Annotated in this window: 22 protein-coding genes, 1 tRNA gene and 1 other annotated feature; of the genes, 10 read left to right on the forward strand and 13 right to left on the reverse strand. The window is 72.4% G+C overall.

Going from position 1 to position 20397, the window contains the following annotated elements; translation table 11 throughout:
* The first annotated feature begins 63 nt into the window (after positions 1-63).
* A complete protein-coding gene (locus ABIH81_RS30030) occupies positions 64-540 on the forward strand; it encodes a hypothetical protein (protein ID WP_349878209.1) in 477 nt (158 codons plus the stop codon).
* Here the strand turns inward: ABIH81_RS30030 and ABIH81_RS30035 are convergent.
* A protein-coding gene (locus ABIH81_RS30035) for an IS3 family transposase (RefSeq protein WP_349878210.1) occupies positions 515-1749 on the reverse strand; the annotation gives its coding sequence in 2 pieces (ribosomal slippage) (positions 515-1470 and positions 1470-1749; 1236 coding nt in all). The two genes, ABIH81_RS30030 and ABIH81_RS30035, sit on opposite strands and share 26 nt — an antisense overlap.
* Positions 1343-1474 (reverse strand) — a sequence feature (AL1L pseudoknot). Its footprint overlaps the gene before it by 132 nt.
* 2413 nt (positions 1750-4162) lie before the next feature.
* Between ABIH81_RS30035 and ABIH81_RS30040 the strand changes: the two genes are divergently transcribed.
* Entirely contained in the window at positions 4163-4405 is a 243-nt protein-coding gene (locus ABIH81_RS30040) for a hypothetical protein (protein ID WP_349881245.1), read from the forward strand.
* An 80-nt stretch (positions 4406-4485) separates the two neighbouring features.
* The gene (locus tag ABIH81_RS30045) at positions 4486-5943 is read left to right on the forward strand and encodes an IS1380 family transposase (RefSeq protein ID WP_349881246.1); all 1458 of its coding nucleotides are present in this window, start codon (positions 4486-4488) and stop codon (positions 5941-5943) included.
* A 606-nt stretch (positions 5944-6549) separates the two neighbouring features.
* Here the strand turns inward: ABIH81_RS30045 and ABIH81_RS30050 are convergent.
* Positions 6550-6624 (reverse strand) — tRNA-Val (locus tag ABIH81_RS30050).
* Between the two features lie 50 nt (positions 6625-6674).
* Complete coding sequence (locus ABIH81_RS30055; protein ID WP_349878211.1) at positions 6675-7214, reverse strand: TIGR02611 family protein; 540 nt, start codon at positions 7212-7214, stop codon at positions 6675-6677.
* Positions 7215-7487: 273 nt separating this feature from the next.
* Between ABIH81_RS30055 and ABIH81_RS30060 the strand changes: the two genes are divergently transcribed.
* Entirely contained in the window at positions 7488-7919 is a 432-nt protein-coding gene (locus ABIH81_RS30060) for an SsgA family sporulation/cell division regulator (RefSeq protein WP_007457244.1), read from the forward strand.
* Positions 7920-7993: 74 nt separating this feature from the next.
* Here the strand turns inward: ABIH81_RS30060 and ABIH81_RS30065 are convergent, their stop codons facing one another.
* The gene (locus ABIH81_RS30065) at positions 7994-8770 is read right to left on the reverse strand and encodes a glucose 1-dehydrogenase (RefSeq protein WP_349878212.1); all 777 of its coding nucleotides are present in this window, start codon (positions 8768-8770) and stop codon (positions 7994-7996) included.
* Positions 8771-8957: 187 nt separating this feature from the next.
* Here ABIH81_RS30065 and ABIH81_RS30070 point away from each other — a divergent pair, with 187 nt between their 5' ends.
* The gene (locus ABIH81_RS30070; protein WP_349878213.1) at positions 8958-9875 is read left to right on the forward strand and encodes an AraC family transcriptional regulator; all 918 of its coding nucleotides are present in this window, start codon (positions 8958-8960) and stop codon (positions 9873-9875) included.
* A gap of 7 nt (positions 9876-9882) precedes the next feature.
* On the forward strand, positions 9883-10338 hold the full coding sequence (locus tag ABIH81_RS30075) for an Rrf2 family transcriptional regulator (RefSeq protein WP_349878214.1): 456 nt from the start codon (positions 9883-9885) through the stop codon (positions 10336-10338).
* A 1-nt stretch (position 10339) separates the two neighbouring features.
* Here ABIH81_RS30075 and ABIH81_RS30080 read toward each other — a convergent pair whose 3' ends face one another.
* The 7 genes from ABIH81_RS30080 to ABIH81_RS30110 form a co-directional block, all read right to left on the reverse strand.
* Complete coding sequence (locus tag ABIH81_RS30080; RefSeq protein ID WP_349878215.1) at positions 10340-10951, reverse strand: malonic semialdehyde reductase; 612 nt, start codon at positions 10949-10951, stop codon at positions 10340-10342.
* Entirely contained in the window at positions 10948-11511 is a 564-nt protein-coding gene (locus tag ABIH81_RS30085; RefSeq protein ID WP_349878216.1) for a flavin reductase family protein, read from the reverse strand. The genes ABIH81_RS30080 and ABIH81_RS30085 overlap by 4 nt, the downstream gene beginning before the upstream one ends.
* Positions 11508-12842 (reverse strand): LLM class flavin-dependent oxidoreductase, encoded by a 1335-nt coding sequence (locus ABIH81_RS30090; protein ID WP_349878217.1) that lies wholly within the window; start codon positions 12840-12842, stop codon positions 11508-11510. Before ABIH81_RS30090 ends, ABIH81_RS30085 begins: the two co-directional genes overlap by 4 nt.
* Before the next feature lie 11 nt (positions 12843-12853).
* Positions 12854-13702: an ABC transporter permease gene (locus ABIH81_RS30095; protein WP_349878218.1), complete on the reverse strand. Its 849-nt coding sequence runs from the start codon at positions 13700-13702 to the stop codon at positions 12854-12856.
* Entirely contained in the window at positions 13695-14513 is an 819-nt protein-coding gene (locus ABIH81_RS30100) for an ABC transporter ATP-binding protein (RefSeq protein ID WP_349878219.1), read from the reverse strand. The genes ABIH81_RS30095 and ABIH81_RS30100 overlap by 8 nt, the downstream gene beginning before the upstream one ends.
* Complete coding sequence (locus ABIH81_RS30105) at positions 14510-15538, reverse strand: ABC transporter substrate-binding protein (RefSeq protein ID WP_349878220.1); 1029 nt, start codon at positions 15536-15538, stop codon at positions 14510-14512. Before ABIH81_RS30105 ends, ABIH81_RS30100 begins: the two co-directional genes overlap by 4 nt.
* A gap of 135 nt (positions 15539-15673) precedes the next feature.
* Positions 15674-15751 carry a putative leader peptide gene (locus ABIH81_RS30110; RefSeq protein WP_349881247.1) on the reverse strand — a complete coding sequence of 26 codons (78 nt, stop codon included), beginning with the start codon at positions 15749-15751 and terminating at the stop codon, positions 15674-15676.
* 264 nt (positions 15752-16015) lie between these two features.
* On the opposite strand from ABIH81_RS30110, the gene ABIH81_RS30115 reads away from it, so the two are divergent.
* Together ABIH81_RS30115 and ABIH81_RS30120 are read left to right on the forward strand one after the other, a co-directional pair.
* Positions 16016-16195 (forward strand): DUF4236 domain-containing protein, encoded by a 180-nt coding sequence (locus ABIH81_RS30115; protein ID WP_013284922.1) that lies wholly within the window; start codon positions 16016-16018, stop codon positions 16193-16195.
* Between the two features lie 110 nt (positions 16196-16305).
* Entirely contained in the window at positions 16306-16824 is a 519-nt protein-coding gene (locus ABIH81_RS30120) for a potassium channel family protein (protein ID WP_349878221.1), read from the forward strand.
* Here ABIH81_RS30120 and ABIH81_RS30125 read toward each other — a convergent pair.
* Positions 16790-17692: a hypothetical protein gene (locus ABIH81_RS30125; protein WP_349878222.1), complete on the reverse strand. Its 903-nt coding sequence runs from the start codon at positions 17690-17692 to the stop codon at positions 16790-16792. The genes ABIH81_RS30120 and ABIH81_RS30125 overlap by 35 nt on opposite strands.
* Positions 17693-17740: 48 nt before the next feature.
* On the reverse strand, positions 17741-18262 hold the full coding sequence (locus ABIH81_RS30130; protein WP_349878223.1) for a VOC family protein: 522 nt from the start codon (positions 18260-18262) through the stop codon (positions 17741-17743).
* Between the two features lie 50 nt (positions 18263-18312).
* On the opposite strand from ABIH81_RS30130, the gene ABIH81_RS30135 reads away from it, so the two are divergent.
* Both ABIH81_RS30135 and ABIH81_RS30140 read left to right on the forward strand, forming a co-directional pair.
* Entirely contained in the window at positions 18313-18783 is a 471-nt protein-coding gene (locus ABIH81_RS30135) for a MarR family transcriptional regulator (protein ID WP_349881248.1), read from the forward strand.
* Between the two features lie 48 nt (positions 18784-18831).
* Positions 18832-20397, forward strand: a complete 1566-nt coding sequence (locus tag ABIH81_RS30140; protein WP_349878224.1) for a tetratricopeptide repeat protein — start codon at positions 18832-18834, stop codon at positions 20395-20397.

The following is a 20397-nucleotide window of genomic DNA, read 5'->3' on the forward strand; positions in this document are numbered from 1 at the left end:
GGTCGGCCCGCCCTGGGACGGCCGCCGCAACCCCATCCACGCATTCCTGAGGAGGGAAGGCACGTGAGTACACCAACGCTGATCGGTGTCGCCGCGTTCCGCGGCAGTTACACCGCCCGATTGATCCAGTTCGGTGAGAGTCCGGAGGTTCTGGTGCCGCTGCTGCGCCGGATCTGGACCGACACGTTCGGCCGTGACACCGGCGCTATGGCCGCCGCGCTGCTGGCCCACGACTGGTGGTCCCTCGCCGTCCACCCGAAGCCCCGGCGCTGGGACCGGCAGCCGCCCGTGCCCGGGCTGGGCTACCCGGTCGTCGCTCAGGACGCCACCGTTCGGCGGGGTGCGCTGCGCGAGGACGTCGGCGGGGCCCTGGAGTGGCTGTATCTGCTGCACCTCGACCAGCGGCGGCTGGTGGTGTACGAGGCGACGATTCACGGCCGTTGGCTGCGGCACAGCGCGCATCACCTCGACCCGGTCGAGGACCTGTCAAGCCCCGGGTTTGATGGAGACGGGATTATCTGGTTTCCAGGGTCTCGGTGACCGGGTGGGTCATCGTGTGTAGGGCTTCGTACTCGGCGGGCGGGACGTGCCCGAGTTCGCCGTGCAAGCGCCGGTTGTTGTACCAGTCGATGTATTCGACGGTCGCGATCTCCAGGTCGTCCAGCCCGCGCCAGGGTCCCTTGTTGCGCACGAGCTCGGCCTTGAACAGCGAGTTGAACGCCTCGGCCATCGCGTTGTCGTACGAGTCGCCGACCGAGCCGACCGACGCGACGGCGCCGGCCTCGGCCAGCCGCTGCGTGTAGCGAATCGCCCGATATTGGACACCCCTGTCGGAGTGGTGGACCAAGCCGGCCAGGTCGGCGCCCCCGGCCTGCCGACGCCAGATCGCCATCTGTAGCGCGTCGAGGGCCAGGTCTGTGTAGAGCGAGGTGGCCACCTGCCAGCCGACGATCATGCGGGAGAACACGTCCAGGATGAACGCCGCGTACACCCATCCCGCGCTCGTGCGCACATAGGTGAGGTCCGCGACCCACAACTCGTTCGGGCCGGTCGCGGTGAAGTCGCGTTCGACGAGGTCACCGGGGCGTGCGGTCTCCGGCGCGGGCCGGGTGGTCCGCGGGGACTTGTCCCGCAGCAGCCCCCGCAGGCCGGCTTCGCGCATGAGCCGCTCGACCGTGCACCTGGCGACGGCCACGCCGTGGCGGTTCAGCTCGTGCCACACCTTCCTGGCGCCGTAGACGCCGTAGTTCATCTCGTGCACTTGCTCGATCTTGGCGATCAGCTCGCCGTCGCGGATCGCCCGGGCCGAGGCGGGGCGAGTCTTGGCGGCGTAGTAGGTCGACGGTGCGATCTGTGCCGGCGTGCCTTCGAGCGCCTGCAGGACCGGCTGGACACCGTGCTCCTCCCGCTGGGAGTCGACGAAATCGACCTTCATCGCGACGGACGGTCCAGCTCCGCCGCGAAGAAAGACGCCGCGGACTTCAGGATCTGGTTCGCCCGCCGCAGCTCACGAACCTCCCGCTCCAACTCGGCGATCCTCGCCGCGTCCGACGACGTCGTCCCCGACCGGACTCCATCATCGGTCTCGGCCTGCTTCACCCACGTACGCAACGCCTCCGGATGCACGCCGAGCTGCCCCGCGATCCGCCTGATCGCCCCGACGCTCGACGCCGGGTCCCGCCTCGCCTCGACCGCCAACCGCGTCGCGCGCTCGCGCAACTCGTCCGGGTACTTCCGTGGTGCCGCCATGACAGTGAATCCTCCGGGTGTTCGATGTCTCCATCAAACCCGGGGCGGGACAGACTGGCTGCCGGTCACCGCCCCGCGCGACCGCAGCAACATCACCTATCGCAAGGCACGCGAGGGCTGGTCGGATCGGGGGGACGCGCTGCCGTTCGCCGCCGTCATCGCGTCCCGGGTCCGCAGCCTGATCCACGCCCGCCCGGTCGCTGAGGCACGAGCTACCCGCCTCGGCATCCGCACCTGGGACGACCCGGCCACCGCGGCCGACCGAGTCCTCCTGCTGGCCCAACTGCTCGAGGCCGGGCAGGTACCGGACACGGTGGTGCCCCCGTTCCGCAACGCGTACGAGGATGCCTGGACGGATTTCGTCCGCCAGCGGTCCGCCGGGACGCCGCTCGACCACCAGAGCCGGGCACCGCTGGTGGTCACCCGCGGCACCACCATCGACGTGATCGATCTCGCCGCCGAGACGGCGACCGATCCTGTGTTCGTGCAGGACACGGACGAGCGGCAACGACTCCGGATGCTTGAGCAGTGCGGACTCCCGGTGCTCCGCCTGCGCCGCCCGGAGGCGTCCGCCGTCGCCGACCGGCTGGTCGCGGCGTTCGGCGCTCGGGTGCAGCGGGTCTCCGGCGTGCACCCGGCGGTGACCGTCGACGGCATCCCGTTCACCCCGTCGGACGCGCCGCCGCTGCTGGTGCAGCCGGACCAGGACTGGTTCGCTGACCTGGTTGCCGCGGTGATCGACCTGCGGGGGCGCAGCCTCCGGGCCAGTCGGACGGACGTGCTGCGCCGGGCGAACACCATGCTCCGCCGGATCCGAGTCGTAGAGGCCGACCGGATCGAGGCGGGCTTCGGCGGTAATACGATCGAGGCGCGGCACTTGGCCGTGCCAGACGACACCCATCCAACTGTCCTGCTGCTGCGCTCGCCCGACCGCCAGCGGCTACTGGAATGCGCCGCCCCGGCCGTCGGCGAACTGCTCGGTCATCCGTCGCTGGACGAGTCCCTCCGGCTCGCCCTGATCGAGCTGGCCCGAGACGGCTACGGACCCGACCAGTCCCCGTCGCCGGCCGCGATCGCCGACGTACTCGGCGAACCGGTCGCCAGGGTGGAGGAGGTGCGCGCCGCGATCCGCCGGCCCGACGAGGTCACCCTCGAGGTTCTCGTCCCGCTGGTCGCCGCCCTCGGCCCGGCCCGCGCGCACGATCTGGACGGCGACGACACGGCAGCCACCCCCGGCGAGATCGCGGCATGGCTGTGCGACCGCAGCGACGCCACGGCCACGCCGGACGCCCTGCTCCAGGCCGCCGCCGAGGGCCTGGACGCGGCTCGGCGGTTGCTGGGTATCGAACTGCGCCCGTTGAACGCGGCGATTCGGGCGCTCGGGGCGCCGTACCATCCTCTGACCAACCCGGAGGGGATCGCCCAGCAGTTCCGGGCCTTCGTCGCCGAGCGCACCGGGCCGATCCTCGATGCCCTGCGGGCGGCCTTCCTCGCCGACTTTCGGGCCGGCCGCCCGCTGGACCGATACGTCGCGCACCGAACGCTGGCAAACCTCGGCCCCGATCCGGAGTGGGCACTGGACTACTATCCCGCCGTCCCCGTCGCCCAGATGATCAAGCGAGTCAACGCCTGGCTGGCCGCGTCCGGCGCCGATGATCTCGGCGTTAGTCCCGGGCTCGAACCGCTCGACCGGCTACGGATTGTCAATCGCACTGCAGCACTGAACTGGGCCACCGATGCCGCCCGGGCCGTCCGGGCGTACGAGACCCATCGCGGCCTTACCCCGTCCGGCCTGCCGGGTGAGCCAACCGCGGTCGCCGACGCGGCTAGTAGCGTAGGCATCCTGGACTTCGAGCAAGTCGACGCGGACCGCTTGCTGGCCTGGGCAGCAGACACCAACCGCTGGCCGGCCGACATGCCGCCCTCCACCGACCTGGGCACGCTCGGCCTGCCCGCCAACGCCCTAGACCTGGCCCGAAAGCAACAGCGGGAGATCCACGACCGCCGCGAGCTGGAACGCCGGACCGTCCAGATCAACGGGGTTCAGCTGGTAGCCGACGAGACGAACTACGCAGAAATCGCCACGGCCGTTCGGGCGAGCATCACGCCCGAATTCCGCGCCGCCAATGGTCACACCTCACTGGAGGCCGCCGCACGCCCGACGCGCCGTGCACCCGGGTGGGGCGGCCCCGGGACGACCGCCGCACGGCAGGGCCGGCCGCCGGAGGCCAAATTGGCTGCAATCGGTCTGGCTGGCGAGATCGCGGCGCTGGAGTGGCTCAAGGAGCGCTACCCGGGCCTGAACGAGCTGCAGTGCTGGCATTCCGGCTATCGCAACCAGCTGCTCGGCGACAACGGCGGGGACGACACCCTCGGGTACGACATCCTGGTCGAGCAGGGCCGCCGGCGTCTGATGTTCGAGGTCAAGGCATCCGAGAGCGAAGCCTCCGAGTTCCTACTCACCCCTGCGGAGATCACCAGAGCTCGAGGCCTAAAAAGGAACGAACGCTACACAATCCTCTTCATCACGAACGTCTTCCGTGCCGCCGAGCGGCGGATCCATCTCCTGCCCAACCCGTTCGACCCGGCTCACAGCGCCGTCTACCGGCCAGTCGGCGACGGCGTCCGCTACCGGTTCACTATCGCCTCACCGTGAGTTAGGAAATACACCCTTAGCCTCGGGCCTTCATTAAGGGCTGTCCAAAGTGTGGACCGAGAACGAAGAAGTGCCTTCTGATCAGGGAAAATAGGGCTTGTCGAAGGTCCCATAGTCCCGCCACGGAAGGCACTTGCAGGGTGAAGGCTACCGCAACACGTCCGAAGATCATCGTGACCGGGAACGGGCGGGGCGTGGTCGGTCATGCCGGTGCCCGGCTGCTCGCTGATCTCGCCGATGCCACCGGGTTGACCAGCGCGTTCAGTGAGGCCATGGCGGGTCTGCGGCAGCGCCGCAGAGGCCATGATCCGGGCCGTGTCGCTGTCGATCTGGCGGTGATGCTCGCCAACGGCGGTGAGGCCATCGCCGATTTGGCCGTGCTGCGTGACCAGGCGGCTCTGTTCGGGACGGTCGCCTCCGACCCCACGGCCTGGCGACTGTTGTCGCGACTCGACGAGACGCTGCTGGCCGAGCTGCGTGCCGCGCGGGCCCGAGCTCGGGAGGTCGCCTGGGCCCAGCACGCCGACACCCGCGGTGACCTGCCGCAACCGGCGGTCGCCGGCCAGTTGGTCGACGGCCTGGTCCTGGACATCGACGCGACCATCGTGATCTGCCACTCCGAGAAGGAAGCGGCGACCCGCACCTGGAAGAAGACCTTCGGCTACCACCCGTTGCTGTGTTTCCTGGACAACACCGGCGAAGCTCTTGCCGGGCTGTTGCGGGAGGGCCGGGCCGGTTCCAACACCACCGCCGACCACGTCACCGTCCTCGACCACGCCCTCGCCCAGATCCCCGACGCCTGCCGGCACGGCACCCCGATCCTGCTCCGCGCCGACGCTGCCGGTTCCAGTCACGGGTTCCTCGCCCATATCCGCAGCCTGCGGGATCAGCACCTCGACATCCGGTTCTCGGTCGGCGCCGCGATCACCGAACCCGTGCGTGAAGCGATCCGGGCCGCGACTGGCTGGGTCCCCGCCGTCGACACCGACGGTGACCTGCGTGAACATGCCGAAGTCTGCGAGATCACCGGCCTGTTCGACGCCAGCGGCTGGCCCGAGGGCACCCGCTTCCTGGTCCGCCGGGAACGTCCGCACCCCGGCGCTCAACTGTCGCTGTTCGACACCGTCGAGGGCTGGCGGCACCAACTCGTCGCCACCGACACCCCGCCCGGCACCGGCAGCATCCAGTTCCTGGAAGCCCGCCACCGGGCTCACGCCCGGGTCGAAGACCGCATCCGCACCGGAAAAGACACCGGCTTCGGCCGGTTCCCGTCCCGACTGTTCGCGATCAACCAGGCCTGGCTCCAACTCGCGTTGACCGGCATCGACTTGCTCGCCTGGGCCCAGAATCTGCTGCTGGACGGTGACCTCGCCACCGCTGAGCCCAAGAAACTGCGCTACCGGCTGCTGCACGTCGCGGCCCGGATCACCCGCACCGCCCGCCGAACCCGTCTCGCTATCGCCAACGGCTGGCCCTGGACCGACGCGTTGACCAGCGCATTCACCGCTCTCGCCGCGTTACCCCGGCCCACCGGCTGATCCCGCAGCCCCACACCACTACCAGTCGACTCGGAGGAACCCGGCCCCACGCCGGGCCCTCAGCATGCCGTCAAAACGTCAGCAACCACGCGAATCAGACTCATCGAGAATCGGCTATGCAGTCACACTCAAATGAAAGACCGAGGTTAGCCATCGATGCAACCTCCGTCAGGGTAGCTCCGGATAGACGTCTGACGCCCCTACGTCGTCAGGGTCTGGACTGCTCACGCACAGATGGTCCAGGGCGCGGCAGGGCCTGAGCGCTCACAGGGCGACCAGGCCACGCAACAAGTCACGACCGCTCCGTCATCGATGATCAACCGTCGTCCAAAGTAGCCACGGACGAGCCGGATGATAGCCAAGCCAGCTACGAGCCCGTAGATCTTCGCGGGTGGCGCGGCAGCGATGCAAGGCCGGCAGAGACTTGATCTCGACACGACCGCCCTCTAGCGACGCTCAGCGCTCCGCGGCAAGGTTGTCAGCAGACGGGACGGGCAAGCGGTCGCCGACGCCACTGCTCCCAAACTGCTCCCAATTTAAGGGGCAACAGCGCGAAAGCCCATTACCGGCTAGACCGGTGACGGGCTTTCTACCTGCCAATATTCATGGTGGGCGATACTGGGATCGAACCAGTGACCTCTTCGGTGTGAACGAAGCGCTCTCCCGCTGAGCTAATCGCCCTCAGCGCGCATGACTCTACCCGATCACCCGCCCGGACCAAAAACCGGGCCTCAGTGCGTCGCGAGGTAGTGCAGCGCCTGCGCCACCACGTCGATGCCGAGGCTGTACTTGAGCGACAGCCACACCACCACCGACACGAACACGAGCCCGACGGCGCCGAGCACGAACCGCACCGGCAGCGACTGTCTGGTCACCCAGCGCGTCCAGGAGTTGACGTGCCCACGGGTGAACGCGAGCAGCCGTCGCGCCCAGTGGAACTCGACCGCCCAGACGCCGAGGCCGGCGATGACCAGCAGCCACCCGGGCCCGGGCAGCGGGATCAGCGCGATACCGACTGTGACGACGATGGCGCCGAGGATGCCGATGAAGATCTTCAGGGCGACGCGGCCGGTGGGGTTGGCGCGGATGAGGTCGAGCGTGGTGTGCAGGCGTCCGCGCCAGCCCCGTCGCCGCCGGCGCTGCTCCATGAGAGCGCCTTGCGACCGCCCTTCCACCGGCACCTCGTACCCCCGACTTTCGGCTGCTCGGGCCGCACCTTTCGGCGATTCGGCCGTGGTCCGCGACGTCACCGAGGAGCCCCTCGTGACCATTTCCACCCCCAGTGTCGCCCGGGACCGTCACCCCTGCTGACGACTGGACGTTACCGGAGTAAGTCGACGACTGAACCACCCGTTGCCGGGCGGGACGACGGAGTGGGCGGAACCCGAAATTCTACGCGGGGCCGAGCGGTCCCGGGGGCTTTCGGAACCCCTTCCCACCACTGGGTGAAGTCAGCGTATGGCGGAGCGTAGCCAGGAGCAGCACCTGAGTATGGGAAAAGCGGGACACGCGCGTTCCGCAGCGGTGCCGGGGGGAGAACGTCCATGAGTGTCATCCGACCGACGACCGTAGAGGTCGAGACGTCGCTAAGGCTCGTCGCGCCTGACGCCACCGCCTTGCCGGTGCGTGCCAGTCTGCGTTACGACCCTGCTGACCCGTATGCGGTCCATGTCCTGTTCCACGCCGAATCCGCCGGCGGCGAGGCGGTGAGCTGGTCGTTCGCACGCGAACTGCTGGTCACCGGGCTCGACGAACCGGCCGGCATCGGTGATGTGCGGGTCTGGCCGTGGGCCACCCCGCGCGGCGACTTCGTCGCGCTGGCGCTGTCGTCACCGGACGGCAACGCCCTGTTCGAGGTTCCGCGCAGCGTGCTGGTGCGCTTCCTGCGCCGGACCTACGTCGTCGTCCCGCGCGGCCGCGAGGCCGAGCACCTGGACGTCGACACCGCGGTGAACCGGCTGCTGGCCGGTCGCTGACACGGCGACACCCGGGGCCGCGCGGATCTGCCGAGTCCGCGCGGCCCCGGGCCGTCTCCAACCGGGGGTACGCCTCAGCCGCGCGTGGTGATCCCGCCGTCGACCGGGATGACCGCTCCGGTCAGGTACGCGCCGGCCCGCGACGCCAGGTAGATCGCCGTGCCCGCCATGTCCTCGGGCCGGCCGATCCGGCCCAGCGGCACCTGCTGCTCGATCGCGGCGCGCGAGTCCGGGTCGTCCAGCGCGAACGCCATCATCTTGCTCTCGAACGGTCCGGGCGCGATCGCGTTGACGGTGATCTGCTCACCGGCGAGCTGGTGGGCGAGGCCACGGGTGAGCATGTGCACCGCCGCCTTGGTGGCGGAGTACGCGTACACCTCCATCCACGGCACCCGGATGCCGTCGATCGACCCGATGTTGATCACGCGGGCCGGGTCGTCGGCGCCGGCCGCGGCGCGTAGTTGCGGCAGCAGCGCGGTGGTGAGCCGGAAGACGGCCTTGACGTTGACCGCCCAGAGCTTGTCGAAGGCGCTCTCCGGGTACTCCTGAAGCGGCGCGCCCCAGGTGGCGCCCGCGTTGTTGACCAGCACGTGCAGCCGGTCGTGCCGCTCGCGCACGGCCTCGGCGAGCGCCAGCGCGCCCGCGTCGCTGCCCAGGTCGGCCGGGATCGCCTCGCAGTGGCCCTCGGCGGACAGTTCCTTGGCGACCGACTCGCACACGTCGGCCTTGCGCGAGGAGATGATCACCTTGGCGCCGGCCCGGACGAAGCCCCGCGCGATCATCAGCCCGATGCCGCGTGAGCCGCCGGTGACCAGGACCGTCTTGCCGTCGACCGAGAACAGATCCGTCATGCCCATCCCATCGCCGTCGCCCGGCCGCGGGCCGGTCGGCCGGGGCCGCGTGGCCGGGTGCGCAACGCACGCCGGCCCGGGTCTTACCGATCGGTAACCTAACCGTCCGGCTCGGCTGCCGACAAGAGCGGCCCGGGCGGGTGAAACCGTCGAGATGCAACGTGCGGGCGGGCCGGTTACCGTCGGGATGATGGTCACTACCGGTCAGCCCTCCCCGGCCACCCGCACCGGCCCGCCGGAGCTCCGCGCCGGCACCGACGAGATCGTCACCGGTGTGCTCGGCGATCTCGCCGCCGAGCCCGGCTGGCCCCGCCCGGTCCTGCTCGACCGCGATCTGCTGATCCTGGTCACCCACGGCCACGGCACCGCCGAGCTGGACTTCCGGCCGGTCCCCTGCCGTCCGGGCACGCTGCTGCGCGCGCATCCCGGCCAGGCGCTGCGGTTCGTCGGCACCCAGCTCGACGCGACGGTGGTCAGCTGGCGGCCGGACGCGCTGCGCGGCCTCGACGTCGACCCGGACGCGGTGCCCGCCCACCGCCAACTCGCCGGTGAGGACGAGGACGCGGTGATCAGCGAGGTGAGCCAGCTCGCCGTGGACGCCGACCGGCACGCGCTGGTGCCGGCCGCCGCGGCACTGCTGCGCCACCAGCTCGCCGTACTGCTGCTGCGGCTGAGCCTGCTGCCGCATCCGGTCAACGGCGCGCGGCCCGGGGCCGAGACCGAGACGTTCCGGCGGCTGTGCCGGGAGGTGGAACGCGGCTACCGGCACACCCGCCGGGTGGAGGACTACGCCGCCCAGCTCGGCTGTTCGGTGCGTACCCTGACCCGGGCCTGCCTGGCGGTGACCGGCCGCAGCGCCAAGCAGGTGATCGACGAGCGGGTCGCGTTGCAGGCGTGCAGGCTGCTCGCCGCCACCGACGAGTCGATCGCCGCGGTCGGCCGGGAGCTGGGTTTTCCCGAGCCGACGAACTTCGGCCGCTTCTTCACCCGGGAGGTCGGGGTGAGCCCGGGGACGTTCCGGGCCGAGCGGGAACGCCCGCTGCCCGTCCGTCTGGTGCGACCCCGGCCGCCCGCCGACTCCCCCGCACCCGGCGGCCAGGCATGATGGCACTGTGCAGATCTCCGCGCGCGGCGACTACGCGGTCCGGGCAGCCCTGAGCCTGGCCACCGCGTACCCCGCCCTGCTGTCCACCCAGGCCATCGCGGCGGAGCAGGACATGCCGCGCAAGTTCCTCGAGGCCGTCCTGGCCGACCTGCGCCGGGCCGGGGTCGTCCGGGCCCAGCGCGGCGCCGAGGGCGGGTACACGCTGGCCCGGCCACCACGGGAGATCACCATCGGGCACGTGTTGCGCGCCGTCGACGGTCCGCTCGCGGGGGTACGCGGGCTGCGCCCCGAGGAGACCCGGTACGAGGGGGCGGCGGAGAACCTGCCCCGCCTCTGGGTGGCGGTGCGCGCCTCGGTACGCCGGGTGGTCGACGAGGTGAGCCTGGACGAGCTGGTCAGCGGCCGGCTGCCGGCCCACGTGCGCAAGCTGACCGCGCAGCCGGACGCGTGGGAGCCGCGCTGATTCACAGCGTGCTGACCACCTCCTCGTAGGGCAGGCGCGGCAGCCGTTCCCGCCAGGCGTCCGGCGCCGGGCGGCCGATGTTCATCAGCAGCAGCACCCGGTGCCGCCCGCCGGGGAAGAACTCCCGCTCCACGCCGGCCGCGTCGAACCCGGCCATCGGCCCGGCGGCCAGCCCGGCGGCGCGTACGCCGACCAGCAGGTAGCCGATCTGGAGCGCGGCGTTGAAGCGGGCCTGCGCCTCCCGGCCGGCCGGGTCGCCGGCGAACCAGTCCCGGGCGCCGGGGCGGTGCGGGAACAGCTCGGGCAGCCGGTCGTGCCAGTCCACGTCGGCGGCGAGCACCGCGGTCAGCGGGGCGGTCGCCGTCTTGTCCCGGTTGCCGGCGCTGACGTACGGCAGCAGCCGCGCCCGGGCCGCCGCGGAGCGCAGCAGCAGCACCCGCAGCGGCTGGGCGTTCATCGCGGTCGGGCCGTACCGGACCAGGTCGTGGATGGCGCGGACGTGCTCGTCGCCGACCGGCTCGCCGGTGAACGCGTTGGCCGTGCGGGCCGCCCGGAACAGCAGGTCCTGGGCGGCCCGGTCGAGCGCGATCAGCTCGTCGGCGGTGGTGGTCACCACGCCTCGGGCCAGTCGCCGAGCGTGGTGGTGTAGCGGCCCCGGTGGTGCAGCAGCGGGTCGCCGTCCTCGCCCGCGCCGAGCGCGAGCGGCTCGCCGAGCAGGATGGTGTGGTCACCGGCCTCGATCCGGCGGACCACCCGGCACAGCAGCACGGCGAGCGCGTCGCCGATCAGCGGCACGCCGAACGGCCCGGTGGTCCAGCCCGGATGGGCGGTGAACCGGTCGATGCCGCTGGTGGCGAAGATCTGCGCGATCTCCTGCTGGCCGGAGGCGAGCAGGTGCACCGCGACGTGCTCGGCCTGCTCGACGGTGGGCCAGCTCGACGAGGCGCGGCCGAGGCAGACCGAGACCAGTGGCGGGTCCAGCGACACCGAGGTGAACGAGGTGGCGGTGAAGCCGGCCGGTGGCAGGTCCGGCCGCATCCGGTTGCCGCGCAGGCCGGGGGTGGTGACCACGGTGACCGTGGACGCCTGGCGGCGCAGCAGGCCGCGGAACGAGTCGACGTCGACCGGGCGCAGCTCGACGGTGGCGGTGCCGGGCCGGTCCACGGTGGTCACGACGCCACCAGCTCACGGGTCGCGTAGACGCTGGCCGGGCGGGGCAGGCCGTAGTGCTCGCGCAGGGTGCGCCCGGTGTACGCGGAACGGAACAGCCCGCGCCGGCGCAGCAGTGGTACGACGTGGTCCACGAAGGCCTCCAGTCCATCGGGTAGCAGCGGTGGCATGACGTTGAAGCCGTCGGCGGCGCCCTGGGTGAACCAGAGCTCGATCTGGTCGGCGATCTGTTCCGGGGTGCCGACCACGACGCGGTGCCCGCGTCCGCCGCCGAGCCGGCCGATGAGCTGCCGCAGGGTGAGCAGTTCCCGCCGGGCCAGGTCGACGACGAGCTGGTAGCGGCTCTGGTGGGACTGCACGGCGCCGGCGTCCGGCAGGTCCGGCAGCGGGCCGTCCAGCGGCAGCCCGGTCAGGTCGAGCCCGGTCATGCCGGAGAGCTGGGCGAGCGCGTGCTCGGGCACGATCAGGGCCTCCAGTTCGTCGGCGAGGGCACGGGCCTCCCTCTCGGTACCCCCGATGACCGGCGCGATACCCGGTAGCACCTTCACCAGTTCCGGGTCGCGGCCGGCGTCGGCGGTGGCCCGCTTGAGCGCCGCGTAGAACGCCTGCCCGTCGGCGAGCGTCTGCTGGGCGGTGAACACGGCCTCGGCGTACCGGGCGGCGAACGCGATGCCGTCGGCGGACGAGCCGGCCTGCACCAGCAGCGGCCGGCCCTGCGGCGGGCGGGGCGTGTTCAGCGGCCCGCGGACCCGGAACCGCTCGCCTACGTGGTCGATCTCGTGCACCCGGCCGGTGTCGGCGAACACACCCGCCGCGGTGTCCAGGACCAGCGCGTCGTCCTCCCAGCTGTCCCAGAGCTTGATCGCCACGTCGACGTACTCGGCGGCCCGCCGGTAGCGGTCGGCGTGCGCGGGGTGGTCGTCGAGGTTGAAGTTGCGGGCCTCCCGGGCCTGGGCGGAGGTGACGATGTTCCAGCCGGCCCGTCCGCCGCTGAGGTGGTCGAGCGAGGCGAACGCGCGGGCCAGGTTGAACGGTTCGGTGTACGTGGTGGAGGCGGTGGCGATCAGGCCGATGTGCTCGGTCGCGGTGGCGATCGCGGCGAGCAGCGTGATCGGTTCGAAGACGGCCTGGATGTTGTGCCGCACGGCCGGTCCGACGGCGAGCCCGTCGGCGAGGAACACCGAGTCGAGCGTGCCCCGCTCGGCGATGCGGGCCAGTTCCTGGAAGTGGCGTACGTCGGCGAGGCGGCTCGGGTCGGTGCGCGGGTGCCGCCAGGCGGCCTCGTGGTGGCCGACACCCATCAGGAAGGCGTTGAGGTGCAGGGTCCGGGACATGGCGGTTCCTCTCAGGCGGTGGTGACGTCGGCGCGCCAGGTGGAGAAGCGACGTTCCCCGGCGACGAGGAGCTGGTTGACCACCAGCCCGATGGCGGAGATGGTGATGATCCCGGCGTACATGTCGGGGATCGCGAAGTTGTACTGCGCGTAGTTGACGAGGTAGCCGAGCCCGGCCTTCGCGCCGACCATCTCGGCGGCGACGAGCACCAGGATCGAGTACGCCCCGGCGAGCCGGACGCCGGTGAACACGGTCGGCACGGCCGCCGGCAGGATCACCTTCTGGAACAGCCGCAGGTGGTTCAGCCCCATCGAGCGGGCCGAGCGGATCAGCAGCGGGTCGACGCCCTTCACGCCCGCGACGGTGTTGAGCAGGATCGGCCAGGAGCAGGCGTAGACCACCAGGGCGATCTTCGACGTCTCACCGAGCCCGAGGATGAGCACGAAGACCGGCAGCAGCGCGAGCGCGGCGGTGTTGCGGAACACCTCCAGCAGCGGGCTGAGCAGGTCGGCGAGCGGCCGGTACCAGCCGATGAGGAGGCCGAGCGGGATGGCGGTGACCACCGCGAGCGCCAGGCCGGTCAGCGAGCGGGTGAGGCTGGCGCCGACGTGGTCGGCGAGCTGCCCGCTGCGCAGCAGCTCCCACCAGGCGGCGAGCACCTCGGACAGCGGCGGCAGGAAGACCCGGTCGACCAGCCCGGCGCGGGGCACGGTCTCCCAGATCGCGGCGAGCACCAGCAGCGCGGCGCTGCGGTGCAGCACCCGGCCGCCGAGGCCGAGCAGCCGGCGGGGGCGGGCGGGCACGGCCGCCGGGGCGGGCGGCGCCACCGGCCGGGCCGGCGGTGCGGCGACGTCAACCAACGCGGGCCTCCTCGCGTACGGCGGACTGCGCGGCGCGTACCTCGTCGCGCAGCAGCGTCCAGATCCGGTGCCGGTGGTGGCGGAACGCGTCGGTGGAGCGGACGTCCTCCTCCGCCTCCCGGTCGCCCAGCTCGATGTCGATGACCTGCTTGATCCGGCCGGGCCGGGAGGTCATCACGGCGACCCGCTGACCGAGGTGCACCGCCTCGTCGATGCCGTGCGTGATGAACACGATGGTCTTGCCGGTGGCCTGCCAGATCCGCACCAGCTCGTCCTGGAGCGAGTCGCGGGTCTGCGCGTCCAGCGCGGCGAACGGCTCGTCCATGAGCAGCACGTCCGGGTCGTACGCGAGGCTGCGGGCGATGGCGACGCGCTGCTTCATGCCGCCGGACAGCTCGTGCGGGTAGCGGTCGGCGAAGCCGGTCAGCCCGACCAGGCCGAGGTGGTACGCGACCAGGTCGGCGCGCTCGGCGCGGGGCAGGCCCTTGGCCTCCAGTCCGAACGCGACGTTGCCGGCTGCGGTGCGCCAGGGCAGCAGCGCGTACTGCTGGAAGACGATGCCCCGGTCCAGGCCCGGACCGGTGACCGGGCGGCCGTCGACGAGCACCTGCCCGGCGGTCGGGGTGGCCAGCCCGCCGAGCAGGTCGAGCAGCGTGGACTTGCCGCAGCCGCTGGGGCCGACGACGACCAGGAACTCGCCGGGGCGTACCCCGAGGGTGAGCCCGTCGAGCGCGGTGACCGCGCCGCCCGCGCCACGCCGCCCCGGGAAGACCTTGCGCACCCGGTCGAAGAGGATCTTGTCGGTGCTCACGCGCCACCGCCGGGGGCCGCGAACGTGTTGAACCGGTTGGTGTAGAGGTCGGACGGCTTGGGCCGCTCGCCCTTCAGCTCGCCGGTGTCGGCCAGCCAGTCGATCCAGGTGGCGAACTCCCGGTCGGTGATGACGCCGCCGGGTTCGGCGACGCCGCTGGACTTCCAGTACTCCACGAGCGTGGTGTCCTCGTTGCGCCCGCGCTTGCTGATGACGGCCTTGAGCCGGGCCACCACCGTCTCGAGCGGCTGGGTGCGCGCCCACTCGATCGCCTTGCCCACGCCGGTGACGAACGTCCGGACCGTGTCCGGGTTACGGGTGAGGAAGTCGTCGCGGAAGACGTAGCTGCCGGCGCTGAACGCGCCGAGGAGTTCGTAGTCGGTGAAGACGGTGCGGATGCCGCCGCCCGCGACCGCCTTGTCGCGGATCACGCCGCCGAGCACGGCGACGTCGATCTGCCGGGCGCGCAGCGACTGCTCGGTGTTCACCGGCGGCAGCGCCACCAGCTCGACCTTGCCGATCTCGGCGGCGGTGAGGCCGCCCCGGGCCAGCCAGGTACGCAGGACGGCCTCGGCGTGCGCGCCGAGCGTGTTCATGCCGACCCGCTTGCCGATCAGGTCGCGCGGGCCGCGGATCGGGCTGTCGTCGAGCACGTAGTAGCCCTGGAACGTCTGCGCGTCGGAGCCGTAGTAGCTGACCACCGCGGTGATCGGGGCGTTCGCGGCCTGGAGCTTGACGATCGCGCCGTTGAACGCGCCGCCGAAGTCGCTCTGGCCGGTGGCGGTGGCCTGGATGTCGGCCGGGCCGCCGGTGACGTTGCCGATCCAGTTGAGCTTGACGTCGCCGAGGTAGCCGAGGTCGGCGGCGAGTTCGGGGAGGGTCACCTGGCCCACCGAACCCTGGTAGCGCAGTTCCTTGGTCTGTGCGCCGCCGGCGGAGCCGGCGCCGCACGCGGTGGCGGTGGTGAGGGCGAGCAGGGCGACGGCGGCGGTGAGGGCACGCCGCGGCGATCGGGTCGAGGGCATGGCGGAGTCTCCTGATCTGTCCACGATGCGGTGGAGGGGGCCCGCGCGGGGCCGGGGAGCACGCCGTACCGCGCCGGGCCACGGTGCGCCGGCTGCGGGAACGGACGGGCGGAGAGGGAACGACGAACGCTCGGCTCAACAGAGCGCGCTCGCGTGCCGGACCAGGTCGACGTGCACGCGAGCGGTGAGGAGAAGCTCGTCCCGCTGCGACATGCCCTCATGCTGCCGACCGTTCTCCACGCCGGTCAACGCCCTTCCACTCAGTGAGACTTTCGTCGCTGGCTTTGTTACGACCCGCCACCACCAGCATTTACGACTCCTTAACACCTACCCGTTGGATAGAGATTTTGCCGGGCGGCGGTCCCACCGTCCAGAGCGGACCGGGCAGGGTTTCGCGAATCGTCGATCCGGGCATGTTCGTTGCCGCGAAGGCATGGAGACGACTGCAGAAGCAGGGAGACGAAGGAGGCACCCCCGATGGGCGTCCAGTTCCGCAAGCGTAAGAAGTACGGGCCGCTGATCCTCCACTTCACCCAGAACGGCTTCTCGTCGTGGAGCATCAAGATCGGCCGCTGGTCCTGGAACTCGAACACCCGCGCCCACCGCGTGGACCTTCCGGGGCCGCTGTCCTGGAAGCAGGACAAGACCCGGGCCTGACACCCGGACGCGGATCGGGGCGCCGGCTGCTGGCCGGCGCCCCGATCGTCGTCCGTACCGGCTTTCCGGTTCCGCCGGCCACGGCGTCCCGGCGACCGGAGAATCGCCGCATGGCGGACGTGTTCCTGCGGCGGTTGCGACGGCGGGCCGTGGCGGCCTGCGCGCTCATGCTGGTCGGCTACTTCCTCGTGCCGGTCGAGGCCGATCCGAACGGCCTGCGGCTGGTCCTGCGCTCGGCCGGCACCCTGGTCCTGGTGGCCGTGATCGCGTTCCTGGTCACCGGCCAGGTACGCCGCCAGCTCGTCCGGGACCAGCCGGCCGGACGGGACGAGGACCGGGCGCTGACCCGGCTCGCGGTCGCGCTGATCGCCGGGCTGCTGGCCTTCGCGCTCGGCGACTACGTGGTGGCGAACACCCGGCCCGGCGAGTTCGTCGGCCTGCGGACCCGGGTCGACGCGCTCTACTTCGCGCTGGCGACGCTCACCACCGTCGGCTACGGCGACGTGCACGCCCAGGGCCAGATCGCCCGGGTGGCGGTGTGCGCGCAGATGGTGTTCAGCATCGGGGTGGTCGCCACCGGAGCGTCGATAGTGGTCAAGCAGATGACCCAGCGTTCGGGCCGGCGCTGATCGACACGTCCCCGCCGAGCCGGCCGTGCTCCGGGTCGCGGGTCACCGCGCCCGAGGCGAGCAGCGAGGCGAGCGCCCGGTTGGCGTCGGCGGCCCGGTAGACGGTCGAGGTGGTGGCGAAGCGGCGCAGCTGCGTGACCGTACGCGGGCCGGAGCGGGCCAGCTCGGCCAGCAGTTCCCGGCGCAGCGGGCCGGGCTCGGGGTCGAGCGAGATGTCGAGCAGGCGCCCCTGCGGGTCGGCCGGGTCGCGGTAGCGCACGCCGGCGTACTCGTCGACCGCCCAGAGCGCGTCCTTGACCGCCTCCAGCCCTCGGTCCGAGCCGGTGGCGTAGCCGAGCAGCCGCGCCGGGCCGTCCCCGTCGGGCACCAGCTCGACCTCGGTGACGAGCGGGAACCCGGCACCGGTGAGCGCCGGGCGCAGCGACCGGCCGGGCGCGGTCACCAGCAGCAGCTCGGCCGGGCGCCCGGACGCGGCGGCGGCCAGCAGGGCCGGGTCCGGGCCGGCGCCGTCGGCCACCGTGAGCAGCGGCGCGCCGGCCGCGCCGGCGGCCTTGAGCGCCACCGGCAGCCGGTCCGGCCCGCCGGGCACGAGGTGCACGGCGACGCCGGGCGGCAGCGCGGCCTCGGCGGCGCCGAGGCGTGCCGGCAGGTCGGTGCCGTCGTCGGCGAGCACCAGCACGGTCAGCTGCCGCCCGCGCAGCCGGTCGGCGAACTCGGCCACCACCCGCAACGCCTCCTCCGCGCCGGTGGCGTCACCCCCGGCGTACGCGAGCGCGAGCGTGGCCCGCCGCGCCCGGTGCAGCGCGGCGGGGAGCCAGTGGTCGAGCTGGCGGACGAGCAGCTCGCGCAGGACGGCGTCGGTCGGCATGGTGCCGTTTCTACCGCACGGCGCGGCGGGCCCGGCCGCTAACCCCGCTCAGACCGGGACGGAGATGCCCACGCCGCCGCGGGTCTGCCCGCCGTAGCGCTGCCGCTCGCGGTCGAGGTCGAGCCGCCCGATGCGGGTACGCGCGGCGAGCGCGGCGTCGTCGAGCCGGTCGGCCGGGACGATCCAGACGATCTCGAACTCCAGCCCGTCCGGGTCACGGCCGTAGAGGCTCTTGGTGGTGCCGTGGTCGGACGCGCCGACCAGCGCTCCGGCGGCGGAGAGCCGCTCGGCGGTGGCGGCCAGCTCGTCGAGCGTGTCCAGCTCCCAGGCCAGGTGGTAGAGCCCGACCGTGGCCCGGCCGGCCTGGGACGCCCCGGCCGCCGTGCCGATCTCGAACAGGCCGAGGTCGTGGTCGTTCGTGGAGTCGGGCGCCTGCAGGAAGGCGGCGCCGCGGAAGCCCTCGGGCGTCATCGGCACCCGGCGGAAGCCCAGCACGTCGCCGTAGAAGGCGACGCTGCGCTCCAGGTCACTGACGTAGAGGACGGCGTGGTTGAGTCGGTGGATGCCCATGCCACCGACCGTACCCCGATTTTGTTGAGCGTTCAACTATTGGCGGTATGATGGGCGTCATGACCCGGTGGCTGGACCCCGACGAGCAGCGGACCTGGCGCGCCTTCCTCACCGCCTCCCGGGCGCTGATGGAGACGCTCGACCGCGAGCTGCAACACGACGCGGGCATGCCGCACGCGTACTACGAGATCCTGGTCCGCCTCTCCGAGGCCCCGGACCGGCGGCTGCGGATGAGCGAGCTGGCCGAACTGACCGGCTCGTCCCGCAGCCGGCTCTCGCACGCCGCCGCCCGGCTGGAGGCGTCCGGGTGGCTCCGCCGGGAGGACTGCCCCACCGACCGGCGCGGGCAGGTCGCCGTGCTCACCGACGAGGGCTTCGCCACCCTGGCCGCCGCCGCGCCCGGCCACGTCGAGGGGGTACGCCGGCACCTGTTCGACGCGCTCAGCCCGGCCCAGGTCGACCAGCTCCGCCGGATCAGCGAGACGCTCGCCGACCACCTGACGGATTCGGGACCAAACTGATCCACTCCGGGTCTTGTACATACCGTCGCCGGACGAGCACGATGGGGCGTGTCCTCCGGCTTCGCTGACCTGACCGTCCAGGCGCACCAACTGGTGTCCGAAGGCGACCTCACCGGCGCGGAACGGCTGCTCGCCGACGCGCTCAGCGACGCCGATCCCCGTCCCGGCAACGCCTCCCCCGAGCTGGCCGAGGCAGCAGGTCTCCAGGCCCGGGTGCTGGTCGCGCTCGGCGAGCCGCACTCCGCCCGTGGCTGGGCCGCGTTCGCGTACGCGGCGGCCACCCGGCTGCACGGCCGCTCCGACGAGCGCACCGTCACCGCCGCCGCGACGCTGGCCGCGGTGCTGCACCGGGTCGGCAGCGACGCCCGGGCCGCCCGGCTCTACTCCGACGTCATCATCGAGCTGACCGCCCGCGACGGCCCGGAGTCGCAGCGGGTGCTCGCCGCGCACGCCGACCTGGCCACCGTGGAGTACGCGCGCGGCCAGTGCGAGGTGGCCCGCGACCGGTTGCAGGACGCCTGGGAGCTGCACCGGGAGGTCTACGGCGACGGCCATCCCAGCGGCGTCAAGATGCTGGCGAAGCTCGGCGCGATGGAACGCGACTGCGGCCGGTACGCCGACTCGCACGAGCACCTGACGCTCGCCGAGGAGCTGTGCCGCCTGCACCTGGACCCCGACGACCCGCTCGCCGCCCAGGTGGCCGGGCTGGCCCGCGCCGCCGCCGACCCGGACCACGTCTGCCCCGCGCCCGCCCCCGAGCCGCCGCCCGCCCGGACCACGCCGGTGGTGCCCGCCGCCCGGGTTCCCCCGCCCGCCGAAGGCCCGCACGACCTGCCGCCGTACTCGCCGCCCGCGCTCGACGAGCCGGTCGAGACGCCGCTCTACCACCCGCCCGGCCGGGCCGCCGAGACCGCGCACGTGCCGACGCCGCGTACCGCGCCCGAGGCCGACGGCGACGCCTTCGACGACTACCCGTGGCCGCCCGACGAGCCCGCCGAGCAGCCGTGGCGCCCCGACGCCGACCCGCTGCCGCCCACAGTGGTCGGGCTCGCCGACGACGAGCCCGACGGCGTACGCCGGGTGCCGCCGCCCGCGCCCGAGCCGCCGTCGCGCTACCTGCCGGTGCACGTGCCCCGGCCACCGGCCGCCGAGCGGCGCACGCTGCCCTGGCTGCCGCTCGTGGTGCTCGGCGTCGTGGTGGCGCTGCTGCTCGGCACCATCGCGGTGATCGCCGGGGTGTCCCGGGTGGACGACGGCCGCGACACCCCGCCACCGGCCACCAGCGCACCGGCGCCGACCTCCGCCGGTCCCGCGCCGTCCACTCCCGCCGCCGCCGAGCCCGGCACGCCGCCCGGGAGGTTCGCGCTCACCGACCGGCGCGACAGCATCGTGCTGAGCTGGACGTACCCGGCCGGCGCGGAAGGACCGGTGGTGGTCGCCGGGGGCCGGTCCGGGCAGCCGCAGGGCACGTTCGCGACGCTGCCCGCCGGCTCGGCCGACTACATCGCCTACGGGCTCGACCGCACCACCGACTACTGCTTCACAGTCGCGCTCGTCTGGTCCACCGACACCGTCGCGCGCACCGGCCCGGTCTGCACCAAACGCCGCCGCTGA

This window comes from Micromonospora sp. HUAS YX12 (assembly GCF_040215685.1).
Classification (GTDB): Bacteria; Actinomycetota; Actinomycetes; order Mycobacteriales; family Micromonosporaceae; genus Micromonospora; species Micromonospora tulbaghiae.

What these genes read in the sequence shown, in the direction of transcription:
- ABIH81_RS30040 (WP_349881245.1), top strand. Translation starts at nt 4,163, where the DNA reads ATGTTCGAGGTCAAGGCATCCGAGAGCGAAGCCTCCGAGTTCCTACTC.
- ABIH81_RS30055 (WP_349878211.1), bottom strand. Translation starts at nt 7,214, where the DNA reads ATGGTCACGAGGGGCTCCTCGGTGACGTCGCGGACCACGGCCGAATCG.
- ABIH81_RS30060 (WP_007457244.1), top strand. Translation starts at nt 7,488, where the DNA reads ATGAGTGTCATCCGACCGACGACCGTAGAGGTCGAGACGTCGCTAAGG.
- ABIH81_RS30065 (WP_349878212.1), bottom strand. Translation starts at nt 8,770, where the DNA reads ATGACGGATCTGTTCTCGGTCGACGGCAAGACGGTCCTGGTCACCGGC.
- ABIH81_RS30070 (WP_349878213.1), top strand. Translation starts at nt 8,958, where the DNA reads ATGATGGTCACTACCGGTCAGCCCTCCCCGGCCACCCGCACCGGCCCG.
- ABIH81_RS30090 (WP_349878217.1), bottom strand. Translation starts at nt 12,842, where the DNA reads ATGTCCCGGACCCTGCACCTCAACGCCTTCCTGATGGGTGTCGGCCAC.
- ABIH81_RS30105 (WP_349878220.1), bottom strand. Translation starts at nt 15,538, where the DNA reads ATGCCCTCGACCCGATCGCCGCGGCGTGCCCTCACCGCCGCCGTCGCC.
- ABIH81_RS30110 (WP_349881247.1), bottom strand. Translation starts at nt 15,751, where the DNA reads ATGTCGCAGCGGGACGAGCTTCTCCTCACCGCTCGCGTGCACGTCGAC.
- ABIH81_RS30115 (WP_013284922.1), top strand. Translation starts at nt 16,016, where the DNA reads ATGGGCGTCCAGTTCCGCAAGCGTAAGAAGTACGGGCCGCTGATCCTC.
- ABIH81_RS30120 (WP_349878221.1), top strand. Translation starts at nt 16,306, where the DNA reads ATGGCGGACGTGTTCCTGCGGCGGTTGCGACGGCGGGCCGTGGCGGCC.
- ABIH81_RS30125 (WP_349878222.1), bottom strand. Translation starts at nt 17,692, where the DNA reads ATGCCGACCGACGCCGTCCTGCGCGAGCTGCTCGTCCGCCAGCTCGAC.
- ABIH81_RS30130 (WP_349878223.1), bottom strand. Translation starts at nt 18,262, where the DNA reads ATGGGCATCCACCGACTCAACCACGCCGTCCTCTACGTCAGTGACCTG.
- ABIH81_RS30135 (WP_349881248.1), top strand. Translation starts at nt 18,313, where the DNA reads ATGGGCGTCATGACCCGGTGGCTGGACCCCGACGAGCAGCGGACCTGG.